The sequence below is a fragment of the Mesorhizobium sp. M0800 genome, from assembly GCF_040320095.1.
Taxonomy (GTDB): Bacteria; Pseudomonadota; Alphaproteobacteria; order Rhizobiales; family Rhizobiaceae; genus Mesorhizobium.
The window spans coordinates 45,327-71,557 of the sequence record NZ_JAMYOZ010000014.1 but is presented as its reverse complement, the minus strand read 5'-3'; the positions used below and the strand labels follow the sequence as shown (position 1 = coordinate 71,557).

The following is a 26,231-nucleotide window of genomic DNA, read 5'->3' as shown; positions in this document are numbered from 1 at the left end:
GTGAGGCCTCGCGGGGTCAATAGTTTCCCAAATCGGCGTCACCTGCAAGCATTGGTCTTTATTGCGCAGGGGAGGGAGCTCGGGCTAGGACCCGTCAACTGCTCCGATTTGCCACTGATCTCGGGCGGATGGTGTCGTTCCCTTCCGGATGAATGCGTCGCCTTAGATGGCGAGCGCCTCCATCTCGGCACCGTTCACTTGATCCCGTTTTTCGTCGCTCGCGGAATCGACCGCGCGCCCAACTTCAGGCCCGTTTGGTTGTCGTGACTGCGATCAGCTCGACCAGGGCCACGCGATCGAGGAGGGCGCCGTCCGCGCCAGGTTTGCGTGATGCGGCAGAACAGGGGTGTTCGATGTTGCTCCACGTCGATGTGCCCGTCCGATGGTGATGCAATGTGGAGCGCGAGGCCTGTCTTGCGAGCGAGTTGTTGCAGTTCGACCTTCCACAACCCGGCTTTGGTCATCCAGCTTCGAGCCGACCGCTTCCCGCCTTTGACGTATCGCATGCTTCGGCTGCTGACGTATCGCATGCTTCGGCTGCGCCTCGACAAGATTGCGGCGCTCTCGAGTTGAAACCGGAGGGCGAACTTTCGTCGGCTGCAAACCGGCTTCTTACCGCTCTCGCAGTGTTTCCTGCTTGTATTGCATCATTGGCGAGAGAAAGTAGCTGATGATGCTGCGCGTGCCAGTCTGGGATGTTCATTCGGACCCGAAGCTTGGTATCTCCAGTCTCCTCGGTTCGGTCCGAATGGACCACCTACAGAAAGCTCACAACTAGAGCCTGTTCCATCCCGATGGCATCGGGATGGAACTCTATCTCTTTTGCTCGAGCAGATCTTCTCCGAAAACCGGGCTCCCGCCTTTTGCTACGCTGACTTCGGTTCGGGATCATGGCTTTGAGGTGCTGTTTATCCAGTCCTTATTTGGCCACGGCAGCCCCGCGTTCCTTCAGGTCACATAGAATGAGGCTGCGCCGAGCGAGAGATGTGGGGAAAGGGTGGCGAACTGTATTTGCGATGCGCCGCCGGCCCCGTCACTGTCGAAAAAGAGCGCCCCGGTTTCACTGTTGTAGATGATATGATCGGAACTGTCATGCGCGGCTGCACCAACAAAGAAAGCTTTGGATGGAAGCCCTCCCGCCTGAAGCCCGGCAAAAACGGTATCGCTGAGATGGAACGTGTCCTGGGAGCGCTTGAAGTCGGTGATCTTATCGACATTGCCGGCTCCAAGAGCAGTATTGAACGAGAAGGCATCGTGGCCTCCGTAACCGGTCAAGACGTCGGCGCCGAGCCCGCCGTTGATGACATTGTTGCCGGCATTGCCCTGGATGGTCTGGGCGAACTCGTTGCCGGTGAGGGTCATTGCCTTCGTGCTTGACGGGTTGTTGGTGGCGAGAAGCTCGATCTCCGAGCCGGCCGAAAGCGCATAGCTCACCGAGGCGAGCACACTGTCGTTGCCGCCGCCCACCGCTTCAACCACCTTCTCGTTGGCATTATCGACATAGTAGGTGTCGTTGCCGCCATAGCCGATCATCGTGTGGCCGCTGGTTCCGTGGAATACATCGGCGCCGCTGGTTCCGTATAAGGTGCCATCGCTGGTGCCGTCGGAAGGAGGGACAGTCCCGGTCCCAGACCCAGTCTCGGTCCCGGTCGAGCCAGTGGTTGGGATAGTGACGTTCGCACCCGTGACGGTGTCGCCGCTGTCCGCCTTTTGATACAGCTGAATCCCATCGACCTGCATCTGCATCGACGAAGGGGTCGAGCTATCGAGAGCCGTGTGCCATCCGGCCGCGTTGGAATTCGCGACCCCGGTGTTCATGATCAGTTCCATCGGTTCATTCGGAATCGGCGCCTGCGCGCTGGTCACTTGCCCCATCTGTTTCCCGTCGAGATACCAGGTGATCGATTGACCGGGATCCCAGTTGATGCCGTACGTGTGAAAGCCGGCCGTGAGGTCGACGCCGCTGTCGACGACGCCACCGGCCACCCCTGACGGCCCGTGGAGGTGGTAGGAGAACGTTTGGTTTGCCGGGCCCGAACCGGTGAATCCACCCTCCTGCATATCGATCTCAAAATTGTCGCCGCTGCTGCCGGCGCCTTGGCCGGGCATCAGCCAGAGGGCTGGCCATGCGCCGTCGCCGCTCGGCGCCTTCATGCTAATCTGAAGATAGCCGCCATCGAATTCGAAGTTGCCATAGCTGCTGACGGCGCCGGACGTGACAGGGAATGTCTGTGCCGACCCCTGAGCCACGCCGTTGACGGGCACTTTGATTGCCGTGAGATTCAACAGCCCGTTGCTCACCGTAACTTGGCTCGGCATATCGTATTCGGCATTAAACTGGTTGCCCATCCCACTTCCGCCCGATCCATTGCTGTTCCATGGCCAGCCGTTGGCGGCATTGCTGGTGAGGTAGGTATGCCAGTCGCTGTCGAGCGCCGTACCGGAGAAGTTTTCCTCGAAGACGAGGTCGCTAGAGGCGAAGCCTGCGGGTGCGGAAAGAGCCATTCAGTGATCCTTTTTGGCGTTGAAAACAGGGAATTCCACTGCCGCGCATCGCCAGGCGCGCGACATATCGCATGCTCGCAGTTGGGCACTGCGAACGGATTTCAAACCAGCGGAGATTTGGAAGTCGTCGCCACAGACATTCTTGTCGAGCGAGCTTAACGTTGAACTCGCCATCGAAGGTGAGTTGTGTCGACGGGAATGCTCATCAGGCGCTCCCCCGTGAAACCATGAACGGTGTCGCTGCCGACGCACGCAAGGTGTCCAACGGTTCGAGCCGCGGCCAGAATGAAGTCGAGCGCAGCTCTTCCGGCGGATGCACCGCCAAGCTTGCTGTTTAGCATGAGCACTGTAGATCCTTAGTTAATCGCGTTTTTTTGTTCTTCATTCCACCCGCGCCCCTAAGTAAAACGCAGGCATTTCCGCTGTCCTGAGTTGTTCACACACCGTCCCTTCGTGAATTGATCATTCGAGGACAATGTACGGAACCCCAGCGACCTTACCGCCTTTTGCGGCGAGAATGAGGCTGGGCAAAAACTTATCAACACTTCTCATACAGGAGGTGCGGCTTGTCGAAATGGCGGAACGTGGCGCTAGGGCGTGAGGCGCTTCGGCGCGGCGGGGCGGCCCCGCGGATTGTCAAATTTGAACTGCGCAACCGGTCGCCAAAGCTCCAGCTTGTGGCCGTCTGCTAACCGCCTGGCGTGCTCTTTCACCGCGTCGTGGTCTGCGCAAGCATGGTCGACCCCGCCCACAAGCTGGCCGTGTTCGTCCAGAACGTAGACACGATAATGCGGCATCGCTTGTCCCGACCGGCGACGACATTCTAACGGTCAGCCTCGCTGTGGAACGCCGAAATTTGGTTCCCTATGGGTCACATGCGATGGGCCGCGCGCCGGGTGAGGGTGCACGAAAATCGCCGGACGATGCGCTTTGGAGTGGCGGATTGACGCTCTCGATATCGCCAGCGCCGGCGGTCAACAAGGCATCTGCGAGATTTTCCTGTCGGCCAAACCGTTTGCCTGCAATGCCTGCATCGGCGCCGGCTAGGCTCTCCAGCCTCGGACCCGTGATAGCAGATGCTGTGACAAAGCCTCGGCGGCCTCGCCGAGGCGCGTCGTGGCATAGGCGAACGCAGTAAGGGCAAAGCCCGCCATGATCGCCCCGGCCCGGCGGGCGGCGCCGACCTTGCCCCGCATGGCCGTCAGGTCGCTCGCCACGGCGCGCGGCAGCACCTCCCGGACGTAGCGCTCTTCGGCTCCGAGGCCGTCTTTGGACCCTGCCCCTCAATACTGCCTTGGCGGTGCCCTCGACGAGGCAGCGGTGGACGAAGTATTTCCACGTGGTGCGCTGGACCGGAACAGCGTGCAACACACGCGCCGCTGGCCGATACGCCCCAATAGCCTCCAGGCTATAGGCGGGCGGCCCGGATGCAGAATTCCGTCTCCTCGCAGCTCTCAGCCTTACCGCCGATCCTTGCTCGGCCGCTGACGGGGAACCCGAGCTTGCGGCGCCCGAGATCCGGCGCGAAGCCACCGGCGCGCCGCAGCACGTCGGCGCGCACCGACATGTTGGCCCCGATCGGGTTGCGGATGCGCCCGTCCCGCACGTGCATGCCGGCGTAGGTGCAGCCCACCACCCAGTGGAACTCGGCGGGAAACCAGGAGGGTGGCGGCACTTGCCACAGCGGCTCAACCGGGCCGCCGGCGCCCAACACGGCTGGATCCCGATAAGCCTCCAACAGCTCCTCCAGCCAGTGCGGGTCGGCGACGGCGTCATCATCGAGGAAGGCGATCACCCGGGCCGTGCTGTATTCCGCCCCTGTCATGCGCCCGCCCGACAAGCCTGGTTGCCTGGCATTGGCGAGGACGGTCACGCAGGCAATCTCGCGCGCGGCGCGCTCTAGCAAGGCCTCGTTGTTGTCCACGACCACGACGATTTCACGCGGGGCAGGCGTTTGGGTTCGGACGGACCCGACCGCCCGCTTCAACTCTTCCCAGCGGTCGAGAGTGTGCGCGCAGATCACGACGGAAGCTTCGGTCATGGGCTTCCCGGACGGCTTCTGAGGCCCGGCGGGTCTCGCGGCTCTGCGCCGCCCGGGCCGTTGCGGCTTTGAGGATGTTCCAAATCACGCTTCCGTCATTGCGGATATCGAACTGGTCGTGTTCGTCGGCGGGATAGCGTCCGCTGTCCTGCCGCGACGCCAGCCGCCACACGATCCAGCCAGCGCACCTGGGATCGCGAGCGAGCGTATCGAGCCATATGGCGTAAGCATCGGCGGAGTTCCGATTAGAGCGGGCATAGCCGAATTCCTCCAGAAGGACCGGCTTATTGGCTCGGGCCGCCAGTTGGCAAAACTCGGGAATCTGGTCGTCAAATTGCTGGACTGTGAGGTTGTAGTAGAGCGGGTAGCCGTGCCAGGTCCCGAAATCGAGAGTTGGGATCGTCAAATCGGACAGCTTCTCGGAAACGTTGGCGTGCCCTGAGCTGACACGGTGATTGGAATCGAGGGAGTTCACGTAGGCCGACATTTCGGCAGTCCAGGCCAGCCGCAAAGCCTCTGGGCGTGCATTACCTTCGTTTCATCAGCTCCCAGGCCATGATCGTTGGATCATCCCGGTAGGCAAGTCCGGTTAGCAGGTTGACGCGCTGTACGACGTGGCGGACCCAGGTCCTGTAATCCCGTTTCGTCCGCGGGTCATCGAAGAAAAACGTGGACTGGTCTTGGCTCCCATACCAAGCCCGCATCTGCTGGGCGCCACCCGTGTAGGCCCAGAAATCCAGGAAGGCGATGATGAGCCTGAGGCGTCGCTTGCCGGCTTCGGCGACGAGGAAATCAATCTTCTGCATGCCGTTCGCGCCGTCATTGATCGCCATCCCGTTCTCGCCAGGGTCCCAAGAGAGCAGGTACATTCCTCTCACAGCGAGATCGCTGGCATCGGCCTCCAGCCGCAGTTCCAGATCATAGCAGTGCTTCCGTCGAGCGACCCGATCACTGGCTGGAGGAAGATACGAATCACGTTGGCCCCCATGGCCACCGCGTCATCGAGAACGCGGATGACTTCGTCCTGCGACCCGAAAGTGACATAGTGGTTGTTCACGCCGGTCACAAAGAATGGCCTGCCGTCGACCGTAAACGCCGTGCCGGACGTCCTGATGAAGGACGCTGGCGACAAGTTGTCCGCGGCGCTCACGGCCGCCGGAATAGAGCAACGCGAACACCAGCACACGCCATCCGGCGTTGCGCAGCCCGTATTTCGCCCGTTGCCAGCCGATTATCATCGCGGCATGTCGCTCTCGCCGGGCGCCGAGTGCAATGGGCCCTAAGGATTACCCCCTCTGGCGGCCTCGCACAGCCCGGCGTCAGTCGGCATAGTGGTGCGCGGCCGATTACGGTCGCTCGAGTATGGAACCCATGCTGTCAGACACCGCTCCCAACCAAGAGTTCGGCTCTTCGCATTGGCGAGTCCCCGCGGTAGTAATAGGCGGGGAGCTGAACGGGCTCGGCGTGTGCCGCAGCCTTGCCCTGGGCGGGATGCCCGTTTGGGTGGTCGACCGCAAGCGCTCGAACCCGGCGCTGTGGTCGCGCTACGCCCACCCGGTCCTGGCAGACTCCCTGCATGGCTCTAGCTTCGTGGTCTTCCTCCGCGATCTTCGGAAGCGGATCGGCGAGCGGCCCTTCCTGGTCATCACGGATGAGCTGGCACTTCTTACGATCTCGGAATACCGCAAAGAGCTGGAGGGGCTTTACCACTTCCGCCTCCCAACTCACGATACGGTTATTATGCTGCACGACAAAGCCAGGTTCCACGAGAGCGCCGGGGAGCATGGGTGGCCAGTGCCGAACGGCGTGGTCGTGCGGGATCTCGCGGGCGTTCGCAAGATCACGTCGCTCCGCCTGCCGATGATCCTGAAACCCGCCGACAAGCGCCACTTCCACGAGGGGCATGCTCCCCGCCTGGTCACCGCGGAGAGCTACGCTGACGCCCTCTCGGCCGCGGAGAGGCTGCTGGCTCAGACCGGCGAAGTCCTGGTGCAGGAGACCGTCGAGGGACCGGACGACAGGATCTATTTCTGTCTGTTCTACCGGGGACGCAACGGCGAGACGCTCGGCATGTTCACCGGGCAAAAACTCGCCAGCACCCCGCCGGGCACCGGGAGCACGGCGTTCTGTACGGCCGCAGTAAACGAGGAGTTGGAACGCACCACGAAAGACCTCCTCGATCAGGTTAACTACTTCGGATTTGGCGGCATCGAGTACAAGCAGGATACCAGGAGCGGACGCTTTCTGATAATAGAGCCGACGGTCGGGCGCACGGACTGGCAGGAGGAGTTGGCGACGCTCGTCGGCGTCAATATCCCGCTGATAGCCTATCGGCACGAACTCGACCTGCAGCCATTGCCGGCCGGCCCGGGTGACGGTCGCGTGGTCTGGCAGGGTTCATGGATCGAGCGGATCCGCTTTGGCGCGAAGCCGATCCCGCCTCACTCCGTCGTAGTGGATGGCTACTGGCGCCGGGACGATCCGCTGCCGGCCCTGGTGCATTATCCTTGCGACGTGGCGCGCGCTGTGGCTTTTTATCTGCCTCCCTGGCTCGCGGGCTCGCGGCGGACAGCTGGCAAGGCGCCTCGCTCGAGGTGGTTCTCGTCAAAGCTGTCGTCTCCTTGAATCTGCCGTGAGAACAACAATGCGCATTTGTTTGAGTCTCGATCCGTCGCGGCCGCTGCGCTGGCATCTGTGGCTGGCAGAGGCGCTTGCTGAAGTGCCCGGCAACGATGTCTCCTGCGCTTTCGCGGCCGGCTGCCGCCCGCTGCCGTTGATCTTCCGCCTGCTGCTCGAACTCGAACGACTAGTCTATGGCTTTCGCGGGAACGGTGCCACCGACCCCGTCGAGGCGGCGCTGCGATCCCTGCCGCCGTGTCCGGCCGACCAAGTCGACGTCGTGATCGATTTGAGCGGAGAGGACCCACTCCCGGCGGGCCGGCGCGTGCTGACGCCGCTCTTCAACGGAGCACGCGGCGAGATCGGAGTGATGGCGGCCTTGACGAATGATCAGGACCTTCAGGTCGACGTGCACGATACAGCGCGCCCGTCGCAGCCGTGGATGGCGCGTCCGGCCAGTACAGACCGTGAAGTGTTCGCGGCGAGTCTAGACAGCGCGCTATCCTGCGCTGTGATGGTGATCCTCAAAGTCTTGCGCGAAGACGCTGGCTCAGCGTCCAGTGTTCACGGTCCACGGACCATCGTGCCTTCGCTTGGCGCGCTGCCGGCCCTTACATGGGCGACCGGCGCGGTGGCATCGAAGGCAGTCAGGTTCTTGGATAACCTGGCCAGAGGCGGCAGGGCATGGGGTATTGGCTGGCGCTTCGATGAATCAGCGAGTCTGCTCGACAAGGGCGAAGCAGTCTTTCGGGTGCTCACCGCAGGTACCGACAGCTACCTTGCCGACCCGTTCCCGTTCCGGCACCGAGGGCAGGATTTCATCTTTGTCGAAAAGTACCTTTACTCGAAGAACCGGGGGTGCATTGCGGTCGTGCCAGTGGGCCGGAACGGGACCGCCGGCGCACCGCAGATCGTCTTGGAGGAGCCGCATCATCTCTCGTACCCGTTCGTGTTCGAGCATAACGGGCAGATTTGGATGATCCCCGAATCGGGGGCTGCCAGGAATGTCAGCCTCTACAGGGCCGTGGAATTCCCGTATCGGTGGATGCGGGAGGCCTGCCTCATCGACGGCATCGAGGCCTACGACACCACGCTGCTGCGCCACGAAGGCGGCTTCTGGTTTTTCGTCAGCCCCAGACTGTGGAGGTCCACGTCCTGGGATGTCCTCAGCCTCTACCGCTCCGAGAGCCTGACCGAGTTTTGGACGCCCCATGCCGCAAACCCCGTCCTGATCGATGCCACGCTCAGCCGCCCCGCAGGCGCCGTCCTCCGATACGGCGGACGCACGCTACGCCCGGTCCAGGAGTGCGCGCTCGGCTATGGCGGTGCAGTGACGTTCTGCCAGATCGATGCGCTCGGCGAGTGCGATTTTGCCCAGACCCCAGTTGGTCGCATTCGGTCCGGACCGTTCGGGTGCCACACCTACAACCGCCAGTCCGGCCTTGAGGTGATCGACCTGTTCGGTCATGTCCGGGGGTTGCGAGAGGTCACGACCTCTTATGGGCTGATTGCCCCCGAAGCGCCAGATAGCCGCCGAAGTGGAGCCGACGGAATGAGGCGAGACATGCGGCGCAAGCCACCAGTACAAAAAGCCCATTGCCGCCGTGATAATCGTGCTGGCCGACAGCGCGCTCGAATTGACGAGTAGGACCGACTGCACTTCCAAGACATGGCGCGCACGCTCCAGGGCCGCAGCAAAAAAGCCCATGAGATGGCTTTTTGATCGCCGGACCTGTCCGAGCTCGAGCTCTCCGCTCGTTCGCCGAGATCGGGGTCAATTGCGCGGCTGGACGTCGGCTAGGCGCGGTTCGAAACTTTCGTCGGCCTAGCACCTTATCGACCTGCCGCTCCAACCCGCGGGACAATCAGTTAGCGACCGTCGTGACCCCACCCTTGAGTAGCCCGTATTGGCCACTTGCACGGCGCAAGCATTTAGCAAGCCTTGGGCCGAAACAGGGTGCGCCATATCGCAATCATATTCTTCTGCGCGCAGACGAGGCCTCAGGTCGTGCAATGTCACGACAAGCCTGGCACCTTGCGGCGATTTCAGCGGCAGGTAGAAGTGAAGGCTTGCCCGCTGCGAGGTTCCTTGCGGGTGATGTTGCCCTTGAGCTCACGACGGGCATCGGGCTTGCCTGTTGTAATGGTCCACGCACGTCTCTTCAGCATCCGGTCCGCCGAGTCAGTGCCGAACGACCAATTTTCCAAGCGTGTACCATGGCCCCTCCCCGCGTATGGCGAGCGTGATGTCCGGTGTCTCGCTGCCCGGCGGCCCCAAGCCTATTTGCACTGGATAGGTTCCAGCAGCGAGCCCCGCCGTTCCGATTGTGACAGTGTCTGCACGGTCGCCCGGGAGGAATCCCCGCATTGAAACCCGGGAGTCCTTGACCAGAGTTCCGATTCTTACCAGCACGTGGCGATCAAAGTACATCGGAGCATTTCCCGTATTTGCCCAATTTAGTTGCACAGCAAAGTTGCTCCCTGAATGTATTGACGTTGGGAAGGCCGCTCGCCTCAGAACAACGCGATAACCGAGCTTTGTCAGCATGTCCCGTACGGCTGGAAGCATCTCGGCGGGGATCGGAGCACTCTTGTTGCTGATCTTCGAGACATGGTTATCGACCGCCCACTGGAGGCTTCGTTGCCATTGAGAGTTCCGCGAAACCCAGTCCGACATAACTCCGCACGGTTCCATAACAACAGGCCCGGACTTCCAAGCATTTGGTACATCCGCTACGATAAACGGGTATTTGAGTTGCATCTCACGCTGCCCTCCCCAGCAATCGGCCCTCCAGCCGAGGCCTTTGCTAATCGCGTAATGAAATGCCTCTTTATCGTTCCACCAAACTCCGTCATTGACTACCAGTGGGCCCTTGATATGCGTTCTGAACTGGTCGAACAGCCATTTCAAAGTATCTGTCCTTGGATAAGGAGGGGAAGGTTCGGTATTCCAAAAGTGTTGCTCACCCCAATCGCCAATAATTCCGATGTCAATCGAGTCGATCGCTAGGCTGTGGCCATAACGTTGTCCAAGAGCGGCAATAAGCTTGCCTATATCCTGTCTAACCACGCTTTCATCCAGATTGGGAAACCATACCTGGGACCCCTCGAACGCAAATGCAAAGCCAGGGAAGCCGGCATCTCTCAGCCCCACCGGCCCGGGGTTACCTTCCTCATACGCCATAATGCGAAACGCAAGCCTTTGTCCCGATGCTTGCGCTTGCGAAAGGACGCTGTCGAGCGTAGCGAAATCGAACGTGCCTGGTCGTGCTTCAATAGCGCTCCAGTTGATCCGGAAATACATAGTCGAGGACGGAAGCTGGCTGTCTCGCGCTGCCGATTGATAGAAGGTCTCATATCCGATGCCCGGGTTCTTAATGACGTCCGTGCGTTCCGTTGGATAGTATGTCGATATCGTCTGAGTCGGAGATGGCCGGGCCGACTTGGTCAGTTTGGTATGCTTGGCGATGGAGGAAATAGGACCGGCCACTCCAGCAGCCATGGCGATGGCAACCAACACCGCCAAATACGGAACCCGCCTACGCATAGGTATTCCCCTGACTCCCCTCCTAGAAGCGATCATATTCGCTCTTGCCTAGGATCCGGACGTTGCGCGAACTGCCGGAGCGCGCACCTCACGCCTCCTGCGAACTCGCCCCCTGATCTCTGGGACCAACGCAAGGTCACGCTCACCGCCCTGCCCAGTTACATTGAGAGAGCGCACTCTCAACTCTTCTCTCACACCCGGCGCCGTTTGCTGGAGATAGGCAAGTAGTTTGGCCTCGCGGCGCCCACGCGTGACGGTAGTAAGCACGAGCCCACAAGTAACCGACAGAACAGCTAGAAAGGTCAAAGCGATCGTCAGAGTTGCGGCCGGCAGTCCCGGAAATACCCCCTCTTTCTCGTAGGCAGTGAAGATCGACATGGCAAGCAGGATGGCAGGCACCAGCAATAAGCCGCCAACGCTAGTAAAGAACAGCAATGGGCGTTCCGACCGCTGCAGACCCGCGATAGTCCATAGAATTCGCAGGCCGTCGCGCCATTTATTGAGTTTCGAGGCAGAACCCTTAGGCCGTGCGTAGTATGGTGTTGCAATCTCGGCCACCGGCAGACCGAGTTCAAGGGCGTGGACGGTCAGTTCGGTTTCGATCTCAAACCCTCGCGCGAGCAGCGGAATCGACTTGACGAAGCGCCGTGTAAACACCCGATATCCCGACAACATATCGGTAAAGGTGCGGCCAAATACCGAAGCAACCAAGCTCGTCAGCAGGAGGTTGCCGAGGCGATGACCAGCCCGATAGGCAGTTGCCTCCACTTCGACCCGCGCCGCCACCACCATGTCCAGACGATCTTGGACGAGGCGCGCGATCATGTCGCGGGCGCTCAGCGCGTCATAGGTCGCATCGCCATCAACCAGGACATAAATATCGGCATCAATGTCCGAAAACATACGCCTCACGACGACGCCCTTGCCCTGGCGCGACTCACGACGGACTTCGGCGCCCGCGGATCTGGCTAATTCAGCAGTGCGGTCAGTCGAGTTGTTGTCGTAGACATAGACACTTGCCCCTGGTAGTGCCGCTTGGAACTGGGCGACGACAGAGGCAACCGTCGCTGCCTCGTTGTAGCAGGGTACGAGGACGGCGATGCGGTATTGGGCGAATAAACTCGGTTCGCCGGATTGCGCTTGATAGGTACTGCTGTCGGGCACGAGAAAGTGGACTCGGGAGGCGCGAGTTCCTAAGGATTGCGGCCGTGCCGCTGAGGCCGCTGGCAACGATCCATCGGCGCTTGACCGGATATTTACGGCTGGTGTCAGGGGATCAAGAGCGCTCATGGCGATACTCCAGATGCGAGGGGAGGGACCTTGGATCCAGTCGCCATTTTGCTGCCAAGCGTTCGCGCCAGATGGCGCGCCAAATAGCGGGTCGGAAGTTTCGCCCCGAAGATGAACCGGGCGACACGGCCACAGACGTTCGCAGACGCCGGCCCGATGAAATACAGACCCCAGTATGGACGCTTCATCATCCGCTGAAAGATCGGCATGTTACTTTCGCAACGGATTCTCGCCAAGAGTAGCGAACGGAGAAAACTGAGACGACCGAGGTCGATCCTGCACCCGTTCGCTGAGATGACATGAATAGACGTTCCCATATCGCATTGCTCGCTGTTAGCGCAGCCTTCCTTCCGTGCATACTGTCATGGCACAGCTCGCTCGGCGAAGCGCTCAATAGGCTTGGCGGTGGCTCTCTGGAGGTACTACTTGACGTTCAAGTGGAGGGAGCCTCGATCGTCCAAGCTTGAGCGACCTCCAATGGCGGCGTGCAACGCCAAGCGCTCGGCCCTGGCCCAAAAGTACTGCCCTCGAAATTCCGACACCGCTCTCCATAAACCCGAGCCAAATGGATGGCGCCTCGTGTGACTTGAACTCTCAAACTCGTCCACGTGATTGACCGCTCGCGTGCGTGGAGGCTCACGAAGGCGAAGTCGCGATGGACTCCCGGGAAACGTCAAAATGCTATTATTACCCCGGAAAAACCGGGGGATTTCTCATACTGTTTTAGATTAGATACGCCCATTCCAACTAGAAGATGGCCGTTAGCTTCAAGCAACTTATCCATTATGAGTACCACTTCATCGCAGGATTTCCGCGGTTGACCGAATAGGCGCACAGGCGCTCAATCTGATCTTCCAGCCGGCACGGTGCTGCTGCGGTTGAACCACTTCCGGAGCCGAAGAAGCCTTTGCCCGCCCATGCGGATCCAACGAAGAGATCGAAATCATGAACGTCAGTTCGGCTAACACCTCGCTGATCATTTGCGCGCATACCCTGGAGCGGTGGCAGGATCTCTTGGAGTCGGTGGCATCTGTGCGTCGACTGGAACCCCCGCCCGATGAGATAGTCGTCGTCGTCGATCACAATGCGGAGCTGAAAGCGCGCGCCGAAGCTCAGTTCGTTGACCTCCTCGTCATCGAAAACAGAAACCGCAGGGGGCTTTCGGGGGCGCGCAACTCGGGGATTGCGGCGTCACGCGGTTCGTTGATCGCGTTTCTCGACGACGATGCCATCGCGGAACCGCAATGGCTTGGGTATATGAGGAGCCATTGCGATCGGCCTGGAGTGCTTGGTGCAATGGGCCGCATCGAGCCGCTTTGGCTGGGGCCTCGGCCGCGCTGGTTCCCGGACGAATTCCTTTGGGTCGTGGGCTGCACGTATCGGGGCCATGTGGATAAGGTTGGTCCCGTGCGAAGCCTGCTCGGCTGCGGCATGTGCCTACGGCGGGAGGTCTTTGAAAAAGTGGGGGACTTCAATGCTGCATTGGGCAGAACCCAAAAGAGCCTGCCTATGAGCGGCGAGGAGACTGAACTCTGCATCCGCGCCCGAAAGGCAATCCCATCTGGCGAGTTCATCTTCGAGCCACGCGCGGTTGTCCGGCACAGAATTCCAACAAAGCGGCTGACCCGGAGGTATTTTTGGCTGCGCTGCTATGCCGAGGGCCTTTCGAAAGCCTATATATCCGCTCTCCTGCACTCACGGCAGGCCCTGTCCGCTGAACGGACCTACGTCTTGCGCGTGCTTTCACGCGGCGTCGTTCGCGGTTTCGGTGACGCCATTTTGCGAGCCGATGCAGAAGGGTTGGGACGCGCCTTCGCGATCACGGCAGGCCTCGCCTGTTCAATCGGCGGCTTCATCATTGGCAAGCTGGAAATTGTCGCGAACCTGATCAACCTGCCACGGCGCCAAAAATCTGAGTTTAGGCCTAGAATAAGAGCTCTGACGCGCTTTCGCTGACGCCTCGCGACAGTTGGCGCATTCTTTCCTGGCCGGCATCCCTTGTCCTCTTTATTGGTGAGGTCGGGAACCCCGTGGTTGCTGACCCGCGAAAAATGCCGCTGAAATCGGAACAGAATGGCCGGATCATCTCGGAATGGCGGCCGAGAGCGGCGGCGATGAGACGGCTCGGGCGGGTACCGCTCAGCAACGTCGCGATTTCGGTAATATTCAGTGCTGAACCACGGAACCGGACCGGCCGACTGTAACGGTCGAACGATCTTGCTTCCTCCGAGAGTCGAAGGTATCAAATCGCTCGACCGCTAGGCTAAGGAGAGCGCCAAGCACAGGTGGGTGCAGTGCACCACAAAGGGCCGACAATGATTCTCAGCACGCATGCGATGGTCGGGGCGGCGCTCGGTAGCTTCCTGCCCGCGAATCCGGCTGCAGCTCTAGCCTTGGGGTTTGGGAGCCATTTCGTCCTCGATGCGATCCCCCATTGGGATTATCCGATCCGTTCCTCGTCGTTGAGCCTCAGGATCGACGCACCTGTTCAGCTTGATAGAGCGCTGCTGCTGGATGTTATGATCCTCGGTGCTGATGCGCTTCTCGGCATCCTCGCGGTCGTCCTCTTTTTCGGATCGCCAGAAAACCAGTGGGCGATCCTGCTCGGCGCCTCCGGGGCCATGCTTCCCGACCCGTTGCAGGTCGTGCACACCCGCTTCCCGCACGGGCCACTACGGATGCTACAACGCTTTCATGGCTGGATCCACGCTGATAAGCGGATCAGCAAGCCATTCCCTTTGGGTGTTGCTTCACAGCTGATCTTAGTCGCCGTGGTGGTGTGGCTCACCGAAACAGCCCATGATGGCGTCTTCAACACCGCCGTCGCCACCTTCTTCACCACAGTGCAAGGCCGGGGTTGATCCGGAGGCGATAGCCTCTTGGCAAAGCGCTGCGGCATGGTCGAACCGCGGTAACGGCGCTATTCTGCTGCCCGGTTCAGTTCACTTGACAGTGGCGCTCCGCCCACTCAAACCGTGCCGGGCGTTCGAATAGTTTGGGCCTGATCGCTGCGATTTCGGAGATCTGTGCCCCGACGGAAGGCCTCGGTCATGGGCGAGTTCCTCGCGGCTTGGGGAATATCCAGGATAAAGGTCTGGAACCCCAAGGAAATATGGCGCCCCAGTTCTTCAGCAACGCGGGAACTGCCTACGAGGTAGGGGCAGAACGTCTTGCAGTTCTGCATGGGGCTAAACGGGATGAACCGCTCAGGCAACGGTTCCCGGGCGTGAGGCCGAGCCACGCCTGAAGCCGTGCGGCCGCCACCAGCATATTGCTGTGACTGAATGGAATGAGCTTTGGTTGCGCGGTCGTGCCCGACCTCTGGAGGACAAAGGCGGGCGAGTCCAGATCAGGCTCAGCGCCGATCGCAGCGGAGTCGGAGACCTGCACGGCGATATTGAGTCCAAGTTGACCGTTTCCCGACCGGAGCGGCTTCAATGATGGCAAGCCTTCTCAGCGGCCTAGCGAATTTGAGAGGGCACTGCCTTGCGCTACGAGAGGAGCATTCAGGCGAAGCATGTCGAGACGCTGATCGATCTCCGCCGAGGATAGCCGTGGATCAAGAGGAACCGCGATGCTGCAGCAGGTTACTGCCATGATGGTGAACCGCCTCCGGACCGTTCGGCATCAGCACCCCGATCCGGGCGTTGCAATCGAACCCAGCCAAACGCAGCCGCTGGCGGATGTCGTCCAAGTGCGCTGAAGGTCGTGGCACATCAGAGGCGCAAACGTAGCGAGGACGATCGCAGGCTGGTGAGGGAACCGGCTGGCACTCCGTCCAATGACTTGACCCAGCGTGAATTGAGCTTCAGCCTCTGTGCCGTCGCGGACGGACGAGGCTCCCTCGGAGCAGACCACGCGACCCGGTGCCTCATTGATCAGGCGGTGCGCTGACTGTGCGAAGGCGGTTCTGCTACCCGCATTAGGTTAATGCCACAGGCCGGACGGTCCTGTGCTTTTAAGCAACGATTCGGCGGCGCTGCCAAAGCAGGCGAGCGGTTCCCCTGCCGTACGTTGGACCAGAACTAACCCGAAGAGATACCCACAAAGAGCTAATCATCTATCGTAATTCTTAATCATCTATCGCCATTCCATTGTACGGCCGTATCGGTAATGCTTGCGTAATTCAGGTTGCGAGGAACCCATGGTTTCAATATCTAAATATACTCACCTGATGTTCATTCGGCGTGCCCCGGAGTCAGCGTATGGTTAGATCAAGCACATCCGTGGACGTGGCGGTCATTGGAGCTGGCCCCTACGGCCTGTCGCTGGCCGCGCATTTGCGGGCGCGCGGCGTGGAGCACCGGATTTTCGGGGAGCTCATGGGGTCATGGAGGCACAACATGCCGCCCGGTATGCTGCTCAAATCCTATCCCTGGGCGTCGAGCCTGTCGGATCCGCGGTCTGAATTCGCCCTGAAGACGTTCTGCGCCGAACGCGCCCTGGCCTATCATGACGAGCTGCTTCCGCTCTCGCTCAGCCGGTTTATCGAGTACGGCGAAGCCTTTCAGAGGCGTTACATCCCTGTGGTTGAGCGCAAGACTTTGGTGGCGCTGGAGCCCGGTGCCGGCTGCTTTCATGCCACTTTCGATGACGGCGAGATAGTCCATGCGCGCCGCGTGGTCGTAGCCGTCGGCCTACATCCGTTCAAACGCTTGCCGCACCAGGCCGTGCATCTGCCCGCCGATCTATGCTCGCACAGCGGTGAGTATGGCTCTCTGCAGCCGCTGGACGGCAAGGAAATCATCGTGGTTGGATCCGGATCATCGGCGTCCGATCTGGCGGCGCTGCTCTACGAACGCGGGGTCTCGGTTTCGCTCGTTGTGCGCCGACCGCAGCTGGATTTTGCCGGCTACCCTCACCCCCGAACCCAGTTCGAGCGCATTACCGCTCCGATGAACGGCATCGGCCACGGCTGGACCTTGGCGACCTGCGCCAAATTTCCGCAATTGATCCGGCTTCTGTCGAAGGATCTGCGAGTCCAACTCGCCAACATCAGGGCGCTGGGGCCCCTTGGCGGCGCTTTCATGAAGGACCGGGTTATCGGGAGAGTGCCTGTGTGGCTCGGTCGCACCCTTCAGAGCATCGAAACACGCGACGGCAAGGTGCTACTCGCTTTGATGGACGCCAGCGGCGCGGGGCATTCGATGCGGGCCGACCACGTCATCTTCGCAACCGGGTACAAGATTGATGTGGGCCGGCTAGGTTTCCTGAACTCAACGCTGTTGCGCCAGATCCGCTTGGTTGAGGGCGCGCCGCAGCTGTCGGCCCATTACGAGACGTCGGTGCCTGGCTTGCATTTCATCGGTCCCGCCGCCGCGAACAGCTTCGGCCCGGTGTGTCGGTTCGTATACGGGACCTATCACCCGGCCCGTCATCTCGCCCGACACCTATCGGCAGCCCTGGCGCGCTTCCAGCCCGCTCCCCGGGTGCCATCGCTCGACCTTGAGGCGCTGCCATGAATGCGCCTGTCTCCAGCATTCTCGCCCGGGTCGGCGCCGTATTGCCGCCTGACCCAATCAATGTCGGGCTGCGGCGATCGCTGACTCTACCCCGAGTCAGCTTCATCATCCCGACGCTCAATGAAGCCGACAACCTCCCTTGGCTTCTGCCGCGCATCATCGGTGTGAGCCATCTGCGCGCTATCCCGGACGGCTTGCGCCTTCTCAAGACCATCCTGCGCGAGAGGCTGGGCGAACGGCACAGGCAGAATGCGAAAGCTTATGGTGCTGGATAGACCCGATGCGAATCCTGATGGTTGCCGCTCGCTGCTACCCCTTCATGGGCGGCATCGAAACTCACATCCAGGAGGTCGGTCCCCGCTTGGTGGCGCGTGGCCACGCCGTCGACGTGCTCACCACCGATCCCTCAGGCGAGTTGCCGGTTGAGGAGGAAGTCCGTGGCATGCGCGTGCAGCGCGTGCCGGCCTGGCCGAAGGAGTTGGATTTCTATATAGCGCCCAGCATCTTTACCGCGATCCGTCGCGGGGCTTGGGATCTGATCCATTTCCAAGGTTACAACACGTTCGTGGCGCCGATCGGGCTGCTCGCAGCCGTCCGCGAGGACCTGCCGTTCATCCTGACCTTTCACAGCGGCGGGCATTCCTCCCGGCTGCGCAAGGCCGTGCGCGGCACCCAGCACGCGCTGCTTCGACCGCTGGTGGCCCGGGCCGCGCGGCTGATCGGCGTTTCCGAATTCGAGGCCAACTTCTTCAGCGCCAGGATGCGCGTGCCGCGCGAACGGTTTGTCGTCATCCCGAACGGCGCCGCAATGCCCGCCGCGAGCCCCAGCGTTAAGGTCGATCCGCACCTGATCGTCTCGGGCGGCAGGCTGGAGCGCTACAAGGGCCATCACCGGGCGATCGCGGCCTTGCCCGAACTGATCCGCCGGGTGCCAGACGCGCGACTGCACATCGTCGGAACAGGCCCGTACGAGGGAGAATTGCGGCGCCTCGTCGCGACACTCGGCCTCGAGCAGCGGGTCACTATCGCCAGCATTCCCGGATCCGAGCGGCAGAAAATGGCTGACCTCCTGGCGAGCGCCGCGCTATTCGTGCTGTTCAGCGAATACGAAGCCCATCCGATCGCCGTGATGGAAGCCCTGTCGCTGCGCCGTCCGGTCCTCGTCAGCGACACGTCCGGTCTGGGGGAGCTGGCCGCCAATGGCCTGTGCCGGGCGATTGCGCGCAATGCCGGGCCGGAAGAGCTGGCCGCTGCCATGGCCGAGGAACTGGAGGCCCATCGGGAGATCCCAGATTTAGCGCTACCGGACTGGGATGCCTGCGCGCAAGCGCTGAGCGATGTTTACCGTGATGTCCTGGGCAGCCGATCCACGATCAATTTATCGCCCGACGCCGTGATGTCGTGGCCTCCTGCCACGGAGGCATGAGGCTGATGATGACGGCTCATTTCATTGCGCGAACTAAAATCAACCCGCTCCAGACCGCAATACGATTCGCCTGGGCCGTTATTGGTCCCGACCTAAGCGGCGGCAGCGCCGATGCCCCGCCGCAACAGGCGAACTCCGGATGGATTGCGGTTCTGTGTCTGACAGTCGCCACGGCTCTGCTCCTGGTGGTGGCCGGGCACGCGGCCGGGCGCCGGGACTATGAGGTGGCGCCGCTGTTCTTCTGGTCCGGTGTCATCCTCCTGGTCGTCCCGATCACCCTTCGCGTCGCTCAGCCGATGCTAGCGCGGGGTGAGCGCCTCTTCCTCCTTTTCCTGCTTGCCGAAGCCCTGTTCTACTGCAAGGTGGTCTATTCCCCGACAGGCTTCATTGCTTTCGACGAGTTCTTGCACGGGATCGCAGCCGATGACCTGATCACGGCCCGCCGGCTATTCCTGTCCAACCCCCTTCTCCCGATCGGGCCTACCTATCCCGGCCTGGAAGTCCTGGCGATGGCGATCGTCAATCTGACAGGATTGCCATTGTTTGTGGCGGGGACGCTTTTGTTAGCCATCCTCAAGGGCACATTCATCGGCGCCCTGTTTCTGTTCTTCGAAAGCATCACCGGATCGCCGCGCATCGCGGCCATCGCCTGTCTTACCTATATGGGCTGCTCGACCTTCGTCATCTTCGAGTCGATGTTCTCGTACGAGAGCCTCGGCATCGTGCTGTGCGTGCTGGCTTTCGCGGTTGAAGCAGCGTCCAAGGATCTCGTCCGGCGACCCAGGCTGAAGGCGCTCGGGCTGATTGCCTTATTGTTGGCGAGCCTCGCGGTCACGCATCATCTCTCGGCCGGCTTCGCCGCCATCTATTTCGGAGCGCTGGCGGCACTCGAGGCTCTGCGCCGGCACGGCCCCCTGAGGACTCATGCGAGGACCGTGGTGGGCCTCACGGCGCTCCTGGCCATAGCGCTGCCACTCCTATGGGTACGGGCTCATGGCAACACTCTCACAGGCTATCTCGGCCCGGTGGTCGAAACGGGCTTCAAGACATTGATCGGAAAGATCCTGGGCGCGCCCACCCCACGGTCGGAGCACCTTGGAGCGCTGACCCAGCCCGTCGGCATGCGGCTGACCACCTTGCTCGCGATCCTGCTATTGTCACTCGGACTGGCGACGGGTTTCTTTCGGTCGCTGGCCATGGCAGCGCCGAGTGGCGCGCGGGCAGGTCGGCGTCCAATCCAGGACATCCTCAGACGGAACTGGCGCGACAGCCGGATCGTACTTCTTACCTTGCTGGCCTTCGGATTCCCGGTCTCGGTGGCCTTCCGGCTGACCAACGCCGGATGGGAAATCGGCAACCGCATGGGAACGTTCGTGTTCATCGCTGTCGGGCTGGTCGTAGCAGTGGGAATTGTCCACTTCTGGCAGGGCCGCACGCCGCGCGGGTGGCGCCGCATCGCACCGGCCGTTGCTCTGACGGTCATCGTTCTAGGCGGCGTCACAACCTCTTCGCTTAATCCGATCCATGGGCGCTATAGGGTGGCGGCCGATCAGGAATCAATCGAACCCATGGGGATCGAAACCGCACGCTGGACCAAGGAATGGCTCGGTGCCGGCAACCGCTTCACCGCCGACCGTATCAATCGCCTGCTGCTCGCTTCCTACGGGCGGCAGGACGCCAGGATCAAGATCGCCGAAGGCATCTATAGCGCGCGCATATTCGAGGGCGAGGAACTCGGGCCCGACGAGCTTTACGCCCTGGCGAGGAGTGACATCGATTTCCTGTTGGTGGATCTGCGCCTGTCCACTGCCCCCCCGGTGCTCGGCTTCTATTTTGAGCCGTGGCAACCGCAGGCGGGAACGCCGATCTCGGGCGCAGAGCTGCTCAAGTTCGATGACATCCAGGGTGTCACCCGCATCTACGACAACGGCTGGATCATCATCTACGACGTGAGGGGATTACATGGGAATTCCTAGCAACCGGGACCTTCCGGCCGCCTGCCTGTGGGCAGGGGCCACGGTGGCGGCCGTTGCGGTCAGCGACAGCTTGCTCCTCCGTACCCTCCTGGGCGCGCCCATGGTGTTCCTCGTCTCGGGCCACGCGGTGCTGCGGGCCCTTGGCATGAGGACCACCTCCGTGTCGGAACACCTCGTCTACGCGGTCGGAGCAAGCCTGGCTGCCGGTATCGCCGGGGGCTTTGCCCTGAACGCCGCAGGCTTGCTCACGCCGCTCGGCTGGGCGGTGTGGTTCTGGGCCGTGACGGCCGCCGCGGCGCTGGTGGCCGTCCGCCGCGACGCCCCCGATCGGCCACCCTGGCCGGCTCCGCCGCGGCTCCGGCTCTGGCAGGGGGCCGCACTGACCCTAGCGGTGCTGGTGGCGACCGGAGCTTATGCGCTGGCCGTCCGGGACGAAGCGACCTACCGGCAATTCAAATACACCGAGTTCTGGATATTGCCATCGCCCAATGGCGAGCCCGGCAAACTTACCGTCGGCATCAGAAACGCCGAGACCCAAGCTGAGCGATTCGATCTGGAAATCACCCTCGACGGGCAAACGTTCGCCATCTTCCGATCACTCACCGTCGCGCCGGGCGACACCTGGGTGCGGGAAATGCCGGTGCCCGTCTTGGCAACTCGCCAGACGGCCGAGGCGCGGCTCTATCGGCCGGACAATGACCTACTCTATCGCAGCGTTTCGACACTGGTGCCACCCATTTGAAACGAGACTCGACCATGCGCATCCTGCTGCTGTCGCAGTTTTATCCTCCGGTATTGGGGGGAGAGGAGCGGCACGTCCGCAATCTCGGCGCGGCGTTGGCGCAGCGGGGCCATCATGTGAGCGTTGGTACCTTGATGCATCCCGGATCGCCGGAAACCGAGCTGGACGGCGCGGTCCGCGTGCATCGCCTGCGCGGCACGCTCCAGCGTCTGTCAGGCCTCCACACCGATCCCGAGCGCCACCATGCACCGCCCTTCCCAGATCCCGAACTGGTGCTAGCCCTGAAGCGGCTGGTCGCCCAGGAGAGGCCGGACATCGTCCATGCCCATAACTGGATCTACGCGTCCTTCCTGCCGCTCAAAGTTCTGAATGGGGCACGCCTCGTGGTAACGCTCCACGACTACGGCCTTGTCTGCGCCAAGAAAAACTTCATGCACTTGGGCACCCATCTTTGCTATGGCCCCGCGCCGGCCAAGTGCCTATCCTGCGCCACAGGGCATTACGGGGCCGTGAAGGCAGCAGCGACCACGTTGGGCAACTGGGCGTCGAGCTTCGCCGCTCGGCGCGTGGTGGACCGCTTCATCGCGGTGAGCCACGCGGTGGCGCGTCACACCGGACTCGCCCAAGGCCGCGCCCCCTATGAGGTCATCCCCAACTTCGTGCCCGACGATGTCGGGGTGCTTGGCCCGGAAGATCCCTGCCTGCGGGAGCTACCCGGGGATGGATTCATCCTGTTCGTCGGCGACATGATGCGCCTCAAGGGCATTGACGTCCTTCTGCACGCCTATGCCGGCTTGAAGCGGGCGCCGCAGTTGGTCCTGATCGGGCGCCGGCTCGCCGATACGCCAACCGAGTTTCCGCCGAACGTCCGCGTGTTCAATACGTGGCCGCATTCCGCCATCATGCATGCATGGCGGCACTCACTGTTCGGCGTGCTGCCGTCGGTCGGACCCGAGGCCTGCGCGACGGTCATCATGGAAGCGATGGCGTCCGGCAAGGCAGTCGTCGCAACCGACGTCGGCGGCATGCCGGATCTCGTCGATCATGGCGAAACAGGCCTTCTCGTGCCGCCCGGTGACGCGCATGCCCTGGCCCACGCGATGCAAACACTTCTGGACGACCGCGCTCTGCTGGCCCGCCTGGAGGCGACAAGCCTCGCCAGGGTGGGGCGCCTCAAGGCCGGAGCGGTTGTGATCCGGATCGAGCAGGTCTACCGGGATGTCCTGCGCCCAGCTGCCCGCAGGTCCGCGATGCCGGCGCATCAGGATTCAGGAGAGCCACCATGCCGGTAGACCTCGCCGGGACGGCGATCGTCATCGTGCGGCGGGCGCTTCAGGACAGCGCCACGCTCGTCACGAATTCCGGCGCTCTGGCGATCGGAACGATAGCAATGGCCGGTCTTGGGTTTGTCTATTGGTGGCTCGCCGCCCGGCTGTTTCCGCCGGAGGTGATCGGCAACGCCGCCGCCCTCCTGTCCGTGATGGGGTTCGTCGGTCTGCTGGGGGAGGCCGGGCTCGGGACCCTGCTGATAGGCGAACTCGTCCGGCATCCCGGCAGGGAGCGCGGCCTCGTGGCCGCAGCAGCGTGCGTCGGGGTAGCGCTGGCGGTCGGCTTGGCCTTGCTGTTTGTCTTGGGCGAGGCGTCCCGCAACAGCTCGACAAGGCCGATCCACGGGTGGTTCGAGGGCGCTGCGTTCGTCCTCGGCTGCGCCCTGACCGTACTCAGCTTCGTGGGCGATCAGGCGTTCCTAGGCAGCCTGCGCAGCACCGGCAGGATGATCCGGCAAGTCCTGTTCTCAACGTTCAAGCTGATGCTGATCGGCGGCGCGGCCGCCGCCGGCTACGCCTCCAATGCCACGATTCTTATGACCTGGGTGGCCGGCCTGCTGGCGTCCTGGATCGGCGTCGATCTCTTGACCCGTGGCGGTGCGCGTCGCCTCGTTGCCGCCCCCGATTTCCAGCTGCTTCATGCGCTACGACGCAAGGTCTTCGACCACTACGCGCTCGATGTGACTGTGCAGGCCCCGAGCGTCATCATGCCCTACCTTGTGCTGGTTCTGCTGTCTCCCTCCATCAATGCCGCCTTCGTGTCGTTGTGGATGCTGGTCTCCGTGGCCTCGTTGATGCCCGCAACCATGACCACGGTCCTGTTCCCAGTGATCAGAGCAAGCCCGAAACAATTCAGGCACAACATCATTGTCTCGCTCACGACGTCATTGCTCTTCTCGCTGGTCTGCGCCGCCTTCGTCTTCACCTATTCGCAGGAGATCCTTGCGCTCTTCAATCCGGCCTATCCGAAGATCGCCAGTTCGAGCCTGCGCTTCCTAGGCTTTAGCTTGCTAGGATCAACGCTCAAATTTCATGCCTGCACGCTGGCGCGGCTGAGCGGTAAGATGCGCAAGGCATCTCGCTGGTTCACCCTTGGCGGATTAATGGAACTGTGCTTCGCGGTCGCGGGGGCGAAGCTTCATGGACTTCAAGGCCTGGTCCTAGGCTGGACGCTCGCCATCAGCATCGAGGGTGCGTGTGCGGCCCTGATTTTGGCCTTCGCGATGAAACTGGGGTCTGCCGCCGGCCCGGCGCACGACCGACCGACCGCATCGCCGCTCCAGACTTGAGGAGACACCAATCATGGCGCAGGGTTATCGACCGCAATTGGATGGCCTGCGGGCCATCGCGATCGGACTCGTCGGCGTGGAGCACTTCGGCGGGCCGTGGGTCAGAACGCACTTCCCCATCGGGGCGGGAGCGCTGGGGGTCCAACTGTTCTTCGTCCTGAGCGGCTTCCTGATCACGCGCAACTTGCTGTTCAGACTGGAGCAAGCCCCTGCTGGCGAAGTCATCCGCAGGTTCTACATCGGCCGCGCGGTTCGGCTGATGCCGGCCTACTATTTGACCCTGCTGGTCCTGTTCGTGCTGGGCGTGCCCGAGGTTCACGACTTCATTGTCTGGCATCTCACCTACACAAGCAATTACCTCGCGGCGACCGGAGGCCCACTCCTGGTCTTTTGGTCCCTCGCCGTAGAGGAGCAATTCTACCTGTTGCTGCCCATGCTGGTTCTGCTGTCCGGGCGCCATGCCGTGCGAGTGGGGGTATTCCTGATCGGCACCGGCTTCCTGTTGCGCACGTTGGTTCTGGCCACCCCGATCGACCGGTTTGCCTTCGAGCTCTCGATCTTCGGCAAATTCGAGATCCTGGGGTTTGGTGTCCTCATCGGTGCGTTATCCTATGCCGCGTCGAGGGGAGGGCGTCGTCTCCGAGCCGGTCTGGGCTGGTGGTGGGTCGGCCTAGCATGCCTCGCGTTCCAGTGCGTCGCGTGGTACCTCGCGGGCGACGGCATCCTGCGGCACCTCACTTTCAATCTGACGGTCGGGATCTTTTTCGCATGGTTGGTGGTGGTGGCCGATGCCGGCCTGCCTGGCCTGCTAGCGTGGTTCAGCGGGTTCGCGTTCGTCCGCTTCATTGGCAAGATCAGCTACGGCATCTATCTCACACACGCGTTCTTCCCGAGGATCTTCGAGTCGAGCGCCGTGATCGAGCGCATGGGATCCGTCCCGGTCTGGGCTCAGGGCATCTGCGTCCTGGTCCTGAGCGTCGCGGTTCCAGCGACCTCGTGGTACCTGATGGAGTCACCGCTACTCAAGCTCAAGGAACGCCTGTTGGACGGGGGTCCCGCCCTGGTGCGAGTGAGGTCGAAGGACAAGGCCCTAAAGGTCCCGGCCGCGCCCGCACCCTGAAAAAGTCCGGCGCTGTTATTTGGTGGCGACTGCCGTGATTCCCATCAGGACGCCGGCCCATTGATTGCGCCGCAACCGAGCTGGAAGCCATTGCAGAGCCCGTTCGATGCCGTGCAGGAGCCGGTAGGGCGGCGTGGCGAGCCAATATCCGGCGACCACCAGCGGGAACTTGATCCGGCAAAAGCCCGCCTGGAGCATCAGGGTGCGCAGTGAACGGTAGTCGTATTCCCGCATGTGCATGCCCGTCGCCACCTCGTCGAAAAACACCGACACATCGTGCGGCCCCGTGACGCTGCTCGGGGTCGTGCACACATAGTGCCCGCCGGGCCTTAGCACCCGGTGAATCTCCCGGAGCTGGGCCTCGGCGTCCTCCACGTGCAGATGCTCCATGAGCTGGTCCGAATGCGCCAGATCGACGGAGCTGTCCGCGAGTGGGATATCGACCCCGTCGGTCTTCAGGAAGCGGAAATTGGTCGGAGCGGCCGCGAAATCCACCAAGGCGTCCGTGACATCGAGGCCCAGCACCTCACGAGTGGTCCCGGATAGCGCGAAGGGCAGGGAGGAGTCACCGCAGCCGATCTCAAGGTACACGTCGCCGCGCCCCATTAGAGGCTTGAGGGCCCTGATCTGTTTCGCGACCCGGTTCGGGCGCGAGGTGACGGCGGCTTTTTGCGGATGGTCCGGCAGGCTGTTGAACAATTCCGAATACACCGCGGCATAGAGTCGAAAGCGCGCTCGTCGCGGGAGGCGGCCCGCAGCCGATCCGCGAGCCGGCGTTCCAGTTCGTAGTGCGCGATCAGGCGCTCAGGCTGCCGTGTATCCTTCCAGCGCCGCTGGATCGCAACATAGTCAGGCTTCAACTTTGTCAACACGTGCCCCCATTCGA

General features: G+C 61.9%; 20 protein-coding genes. 12 read left to right on the top strand and 8 right to left on the bottom strand.

The annotated features are described in order from the left end of the window. Positions 1-948: 948 nt before the first annotated feature. The 5 genes from NKI18_RS18110 to NKI18_RS18090 form a co-directional block, all read right to left on the bottom strand. On the bottom strand, positions 949-2,505 hold the full coding sequence (locus NKI18_RS18110; protein ID WP_352619768.1) for a family 16 glycosylhydrolase: 1,557 nt from the start codon (positions 2,503-2,505) through the stop codon (positions 949-951). Between the two features lie 1,408 nt (positions 2,506-3,913). Continuing rightward, positions 3,914-4,546 carry a glycosyltransferase family 2 protein gene (locus NKI18_RS18105; protein ID WP_352619767.1) on the bottom strand — a complete coding sequence of 211 codons (633 nt, stop codon included), beginning with the start codon at positions 4,544-4,546 and terminating at the stop codon, positions 3,914-3,916. Next, a complete protein-coding gene (locus tag NKI18_RS18100; RefSeq protein WP_352619766.1) occupies positions 4,443-5,033 on the bottom strand; it encodes a glycoside hydrolase 5 family protein in 591 nt (196 codons plus the stop codon). The genes NKI18_RS18105 and NKI18_RS18100 overlap by 104 nt, the downstream gene beginning before the upstream one ends. A gap of 40 nt (positions 5,034-5,073) precedes the next feature. Continuing rightward, positions 5,074-5,379 carry a glycoside hydrolase 5 family protein gene (locus NKI18_RS18095; protein ID WP_352619765.1) on the bottom strand — a complete coding sequence of 102 codons (306 nt, stop codon included), beginning with the start codon at positions 5,377-5,379 and terminating at the stop codon, positions 5,074-5,076. Positions 5,380-5,420: 41 nt separating this feature from the next. Beyond that, on the bottom strand, positions 5,421-5,696 hold the full coding sequence (locus NKI18_RS18090) for a hypothetical protein (RefSeq protein ID WP_352619764.1): 276 nt from the start codon (positions 5,694-5,696) through the stop codon (positions 5,421-5,423). Between the two features lie 221 nt (positions 5,697-5,917). Here NKI18_RS18090 and NKI18_RS18085 point away from each other — a divergent pair, with 221 nt between their 5' ends. Beyond that, positions 5,918-7,171 (top strand): carboxylate--amine ligase, encoded by a 1,254-nt coding sequence (locus NKI18_RS18085; protein WP_353020137.1) that lies wholly within the window; start codon positions 5,918-5,920, stop codon positions 7,169-7,171. Between the two features lie 19 nt (positions 7,172-7,190). Beyond that, on the top strand, positions 7,191-8,813 hold the full coding sequence (locus NKI18_RS18080) for a glucosamine inositolphosphorylceramide transferase family protein (protein WP_352619762.1): 1,623 nt from the start codon (positions 7,191-7,193) through the stop codon (positions 8,811-8,813). 534 nt (positions 8,814-9,347) lie between these two features. On the opposite strand, the gene NKI18_RS18075 is transcribed toward NKI18_RS18080, so the two are convergent. After that, positions 9,348-10,685 (bottom strand): DUF4832 domain-containing protein, encoded by a 1,338-nt coding sequence (locus NKI18_RS18075; RefSeq protein WP_352619814.1) that lies wholly within the window; start codon positions 10,683-10,685, stop codon positions 9,348-9,350. A 75-nt stretch (positions 10,686-10,760) separates the two neighbouring features. Next, positions 10,761-12,002 (bottom strand): glycosyltransferase family 2 protein, encoded by a 1,242-nt coding sequence (locus tag NKI18_RS18070; protein WP_502900718.1) that lies wholly within the window; start codon positions 12,000-12,002, stop codon positions 10,761-10,763. Positions 12,003-12,947: 945 nt separating this feature from the next. Between NKI18_RS18070 and NKI18_RS18065 the strand changes: the two genes are divergently transcribed. From NKI18_RS18065 to NKI18_RS18020, 10 genes are all read left to right on the top strand, one after another. Next, positions 12,948-13,958, top strand: a complete 1,011-nt coding sequence (locus NKI18_RS18065; RefSeq protein ID WP_352619761.1) for a glycosyltransferase family 2 protein — start codon at positions 12,948-12,950, stop codon at positions 13,956-13,958. Between the two features lie 359 nt (positions 13,959-14,317). After that, positions 14,318-14,863 (top strand): hypothetical protein, encoded by a 546-nt coding sequence (locus NKI18_RS18060; RefSeq protein WP_352619760.1) that lies wholly within the window; start codon positions 14,318-14,320, stop codon positions 14,861-14,863. A 1,344-nt stretch (positions 14,864-16,207) separates the two neighbouring features. Continuing rightward, positions 16,208-17,464 (top strand): NAD(P)-binding domain-containing protein, encoded by a 1,257-nt coding sequence (locus tag NKI18_RS18055; RefSeq protein ID WP_352619759.1) that lies wholly within the window; start codon positions 16,208-16,210, stop codon positions 17,462-17,464. Beyond that, positions 17,461-17,739 (top strand): hypothetical protein, encoded by a 279-nt coding sequence (locus tag NKI18_RS18050; protein ID WP_352619758.1) that lies wholly within the window; start codon positions 17,461-17,463, stop codon positions 17,737-17,739. Before NKI18_RS18055 ends, NKI18_RS18050 begins: the two co-directional genes overlap by 4 nt. A gap of 5 nt (positions 17,740-17,744) precedes the next feature. Next, on the top strand, positions 17,745-18,890 hold the full coding sequence (locus NKI18_RS18045; RefSeq protein ID WP_352619757.1) for a glycosyltransferase family 4 protein: 1,146 nt from the start codon (positions 17,745-17,747) through the stop codon (positions 18,888-18,890). 5 nt (positions 18,891-18,895) lie between these two features. After that, positions 18,896-20,866: a putative glycosyltransferase family protein gene (locus NKI18_RS18040; protein WP_353020134.1), complete on the top strand. Its 1,971-nt coding sequence runs from the start codon at positions 18,896-18,898 to the stop codon at positions 20,864-20,866. A gap of 100 nt (positions 20,867-20,966) precedes the next feature. Further along, positions 20,967-21,608, top strand: a complete 642-nt coding sequence (locus NKI18_RS18035) for a hypothetical protein (protein WP_352619755.1) — start codon at positions 20,967-20,969, stop codon at positions 21,606-21,608. A 14-nt stretch (positions 21,609-21,622) separates the two neighbouring features. Next, a complete protein-coding gene (locus NKI18_RS18030) occupies positions 21,623-22,900 on the top strand; it encodes a glycosyltransferase family 4 protein (protein ID WP_352619754.1) in 1,278 nt (425 codons plus the stop codon). Next, positions 22,891-24,225: a lipopolysaccharide biosynthesis protein gene (locus NKI18_RS18025; protein WP_352619753.1), complete on the top strand. Its 1,335-nt coding sequence runs from the start codon at positions 22,891-22,893 to the stop codon at positions 24,223-24,225. The genes NKI18_RS18030 and NKI18_RS18025 overlap by 10 nt, the downstream gene beginning before the upstream one ends. Positions 24,226-24,238: 13 nt before the next feature. Beyond that, positions 24,239-25,345, top strand: a complete 1,107-nt coding sequence (locus tag NKI18_RS18020) for an acyltransferase family protein (protein ID WP_352619752.1) — start codon at positions 24,239-24,241, stop codon at positions 25,343-25,345. A gap of 15 nt (positions 25,346-25,360) precedes the next feature. Here NKI18_RS18020 and NKI18_RS18015 read toward each other — a convergent pair whose 3' ends face one another. After that, positions 25,361-26,044, bottom strand: coding sequence for a methyltransferase domain-containing protein (locus NKI18_RS18015; RefSeq protein WP_352619751.1), 684 nt, complete (start codon positions 26,042-26,044; stop codon positions 25,361-25,363). Between the last annotated feature and the right edge of the window lie 187 nt (positions 26,045-26,231).

Coding starts and splice junctions, on each gene's coding strand:
- NKI18_RS18110 (WP_352619768.1), bottom strand. CDS start 2,505: ATGGCTCTTTCCGCACCCGCAGGCTTCGCCTCTAGCGACCTCGTCTTC.
- NKI18_RS18095 (WP_352619765.1), bottom strand. CDS start 5,379: ATGGCGATCAATGACGGCGCGAACGGCATGCAGAAGATTGATTTCCTC.
- NKI18_RS18025 (WP_352619753.1), top strand. CDS start 22,891: ATGCCGGTAGACCTCGCCGGGACGGCGATCGTCATCGTGCGGCGGGCG.
- NKI18_RS18050 (WP_352619758.1), top strand. CDS start 17,461: ATGAATGCGCCTGTCTCCAGCATTCTCGCCCGGGTCGGCGCCGTATTG.
- NKI18_RS18035 (WP_352619755.1), top strand. CDS start 20,967: ATGGTGTTCCTCGTCTCGGGCCACGCGGTGCTGCGGGCCCTTGGCATG.
- NKI18_RS18020 (WP_352619752.1), top strand. CDS start 24,239: ATGGCGCAGGGTTATCGACCGCAATTGGATGGCCTGCGGGCCATCGCG.
- NKI18_RS18060 (WP_352619760.1), top strand. CDS start 14,318: ATGATTCTCAGCACGCATGCGATGGTCGGGGCGGCGCTCGGTAGCTTC.
- NKI18_RS18085 (WP_353020137.1), top strand. CDS start 5,918: ATGCTGTCAGACACCGCTCCCAACCAAGAGTTCGGCTCTTCGCATTGG.
- NKI18_RS18105 (WP_352619767.1), bottom strand. CDS start 4,546: ATGACCGAAGCTTCCGTCGTGATCTGCGCGCACACTCTCGACCGCTGG.
- NKI18_RS18030 (WP_352619754.1), top strand. CDS start 21,623: ATGCGCATCCTGCTGCTGTCGCAGTTTTATCCTCCGGTATTGGGGGGA.
- NKI18_RS18040 (WP_353020134.1), top strand. CDS start 18,896: ATGATGACGGCTCATTTCATTGCGCGAACTAAAATCAACCCGCTCCAG.
- NKI18_RS18100 (WP_352619766.1), bottom strand. CDS start 5,033: ATGTCGGCCTACGTGAACTCCCTCGATTCCAATCACCGTGTCAGCTCA.
- NKI18_RS18065 (WP_352619761.1), top strand. CDS start 12,948: ATGAACGTCAGTTCGGCTAACACCTCGCTGATCATTTGCGCGCATACC.
- NKI18_RS18045 (WP_352619757.1), top strand. CDS start 17,745: ATGCGAATCCTGATGGTTGCCGCTCGCTGCTACCCCTTCATGGGCGGC.
- NKI18_RS18070 (WP_502900718.1), bottom strand. CDS start 12,002: ATGAGCGCTCTTGATCCCCTGACACCAGCCGTAAATATCCGGTCAAGC.
- NKI18_RS18055 (WP_352619759.1), top strand. CDS start 16,208: ATGGTTAGATCAAGCACATCCGTGGACGTGGCGGTCATTGGAGCTGGC.
- NKI18_RS18080 (WP_352619762.1), top strand. CDS start 7,191: ATGCGCATTTGTTTGAGTCTCGATCCGTCGCGGCCGCTGCGCTGGCAT.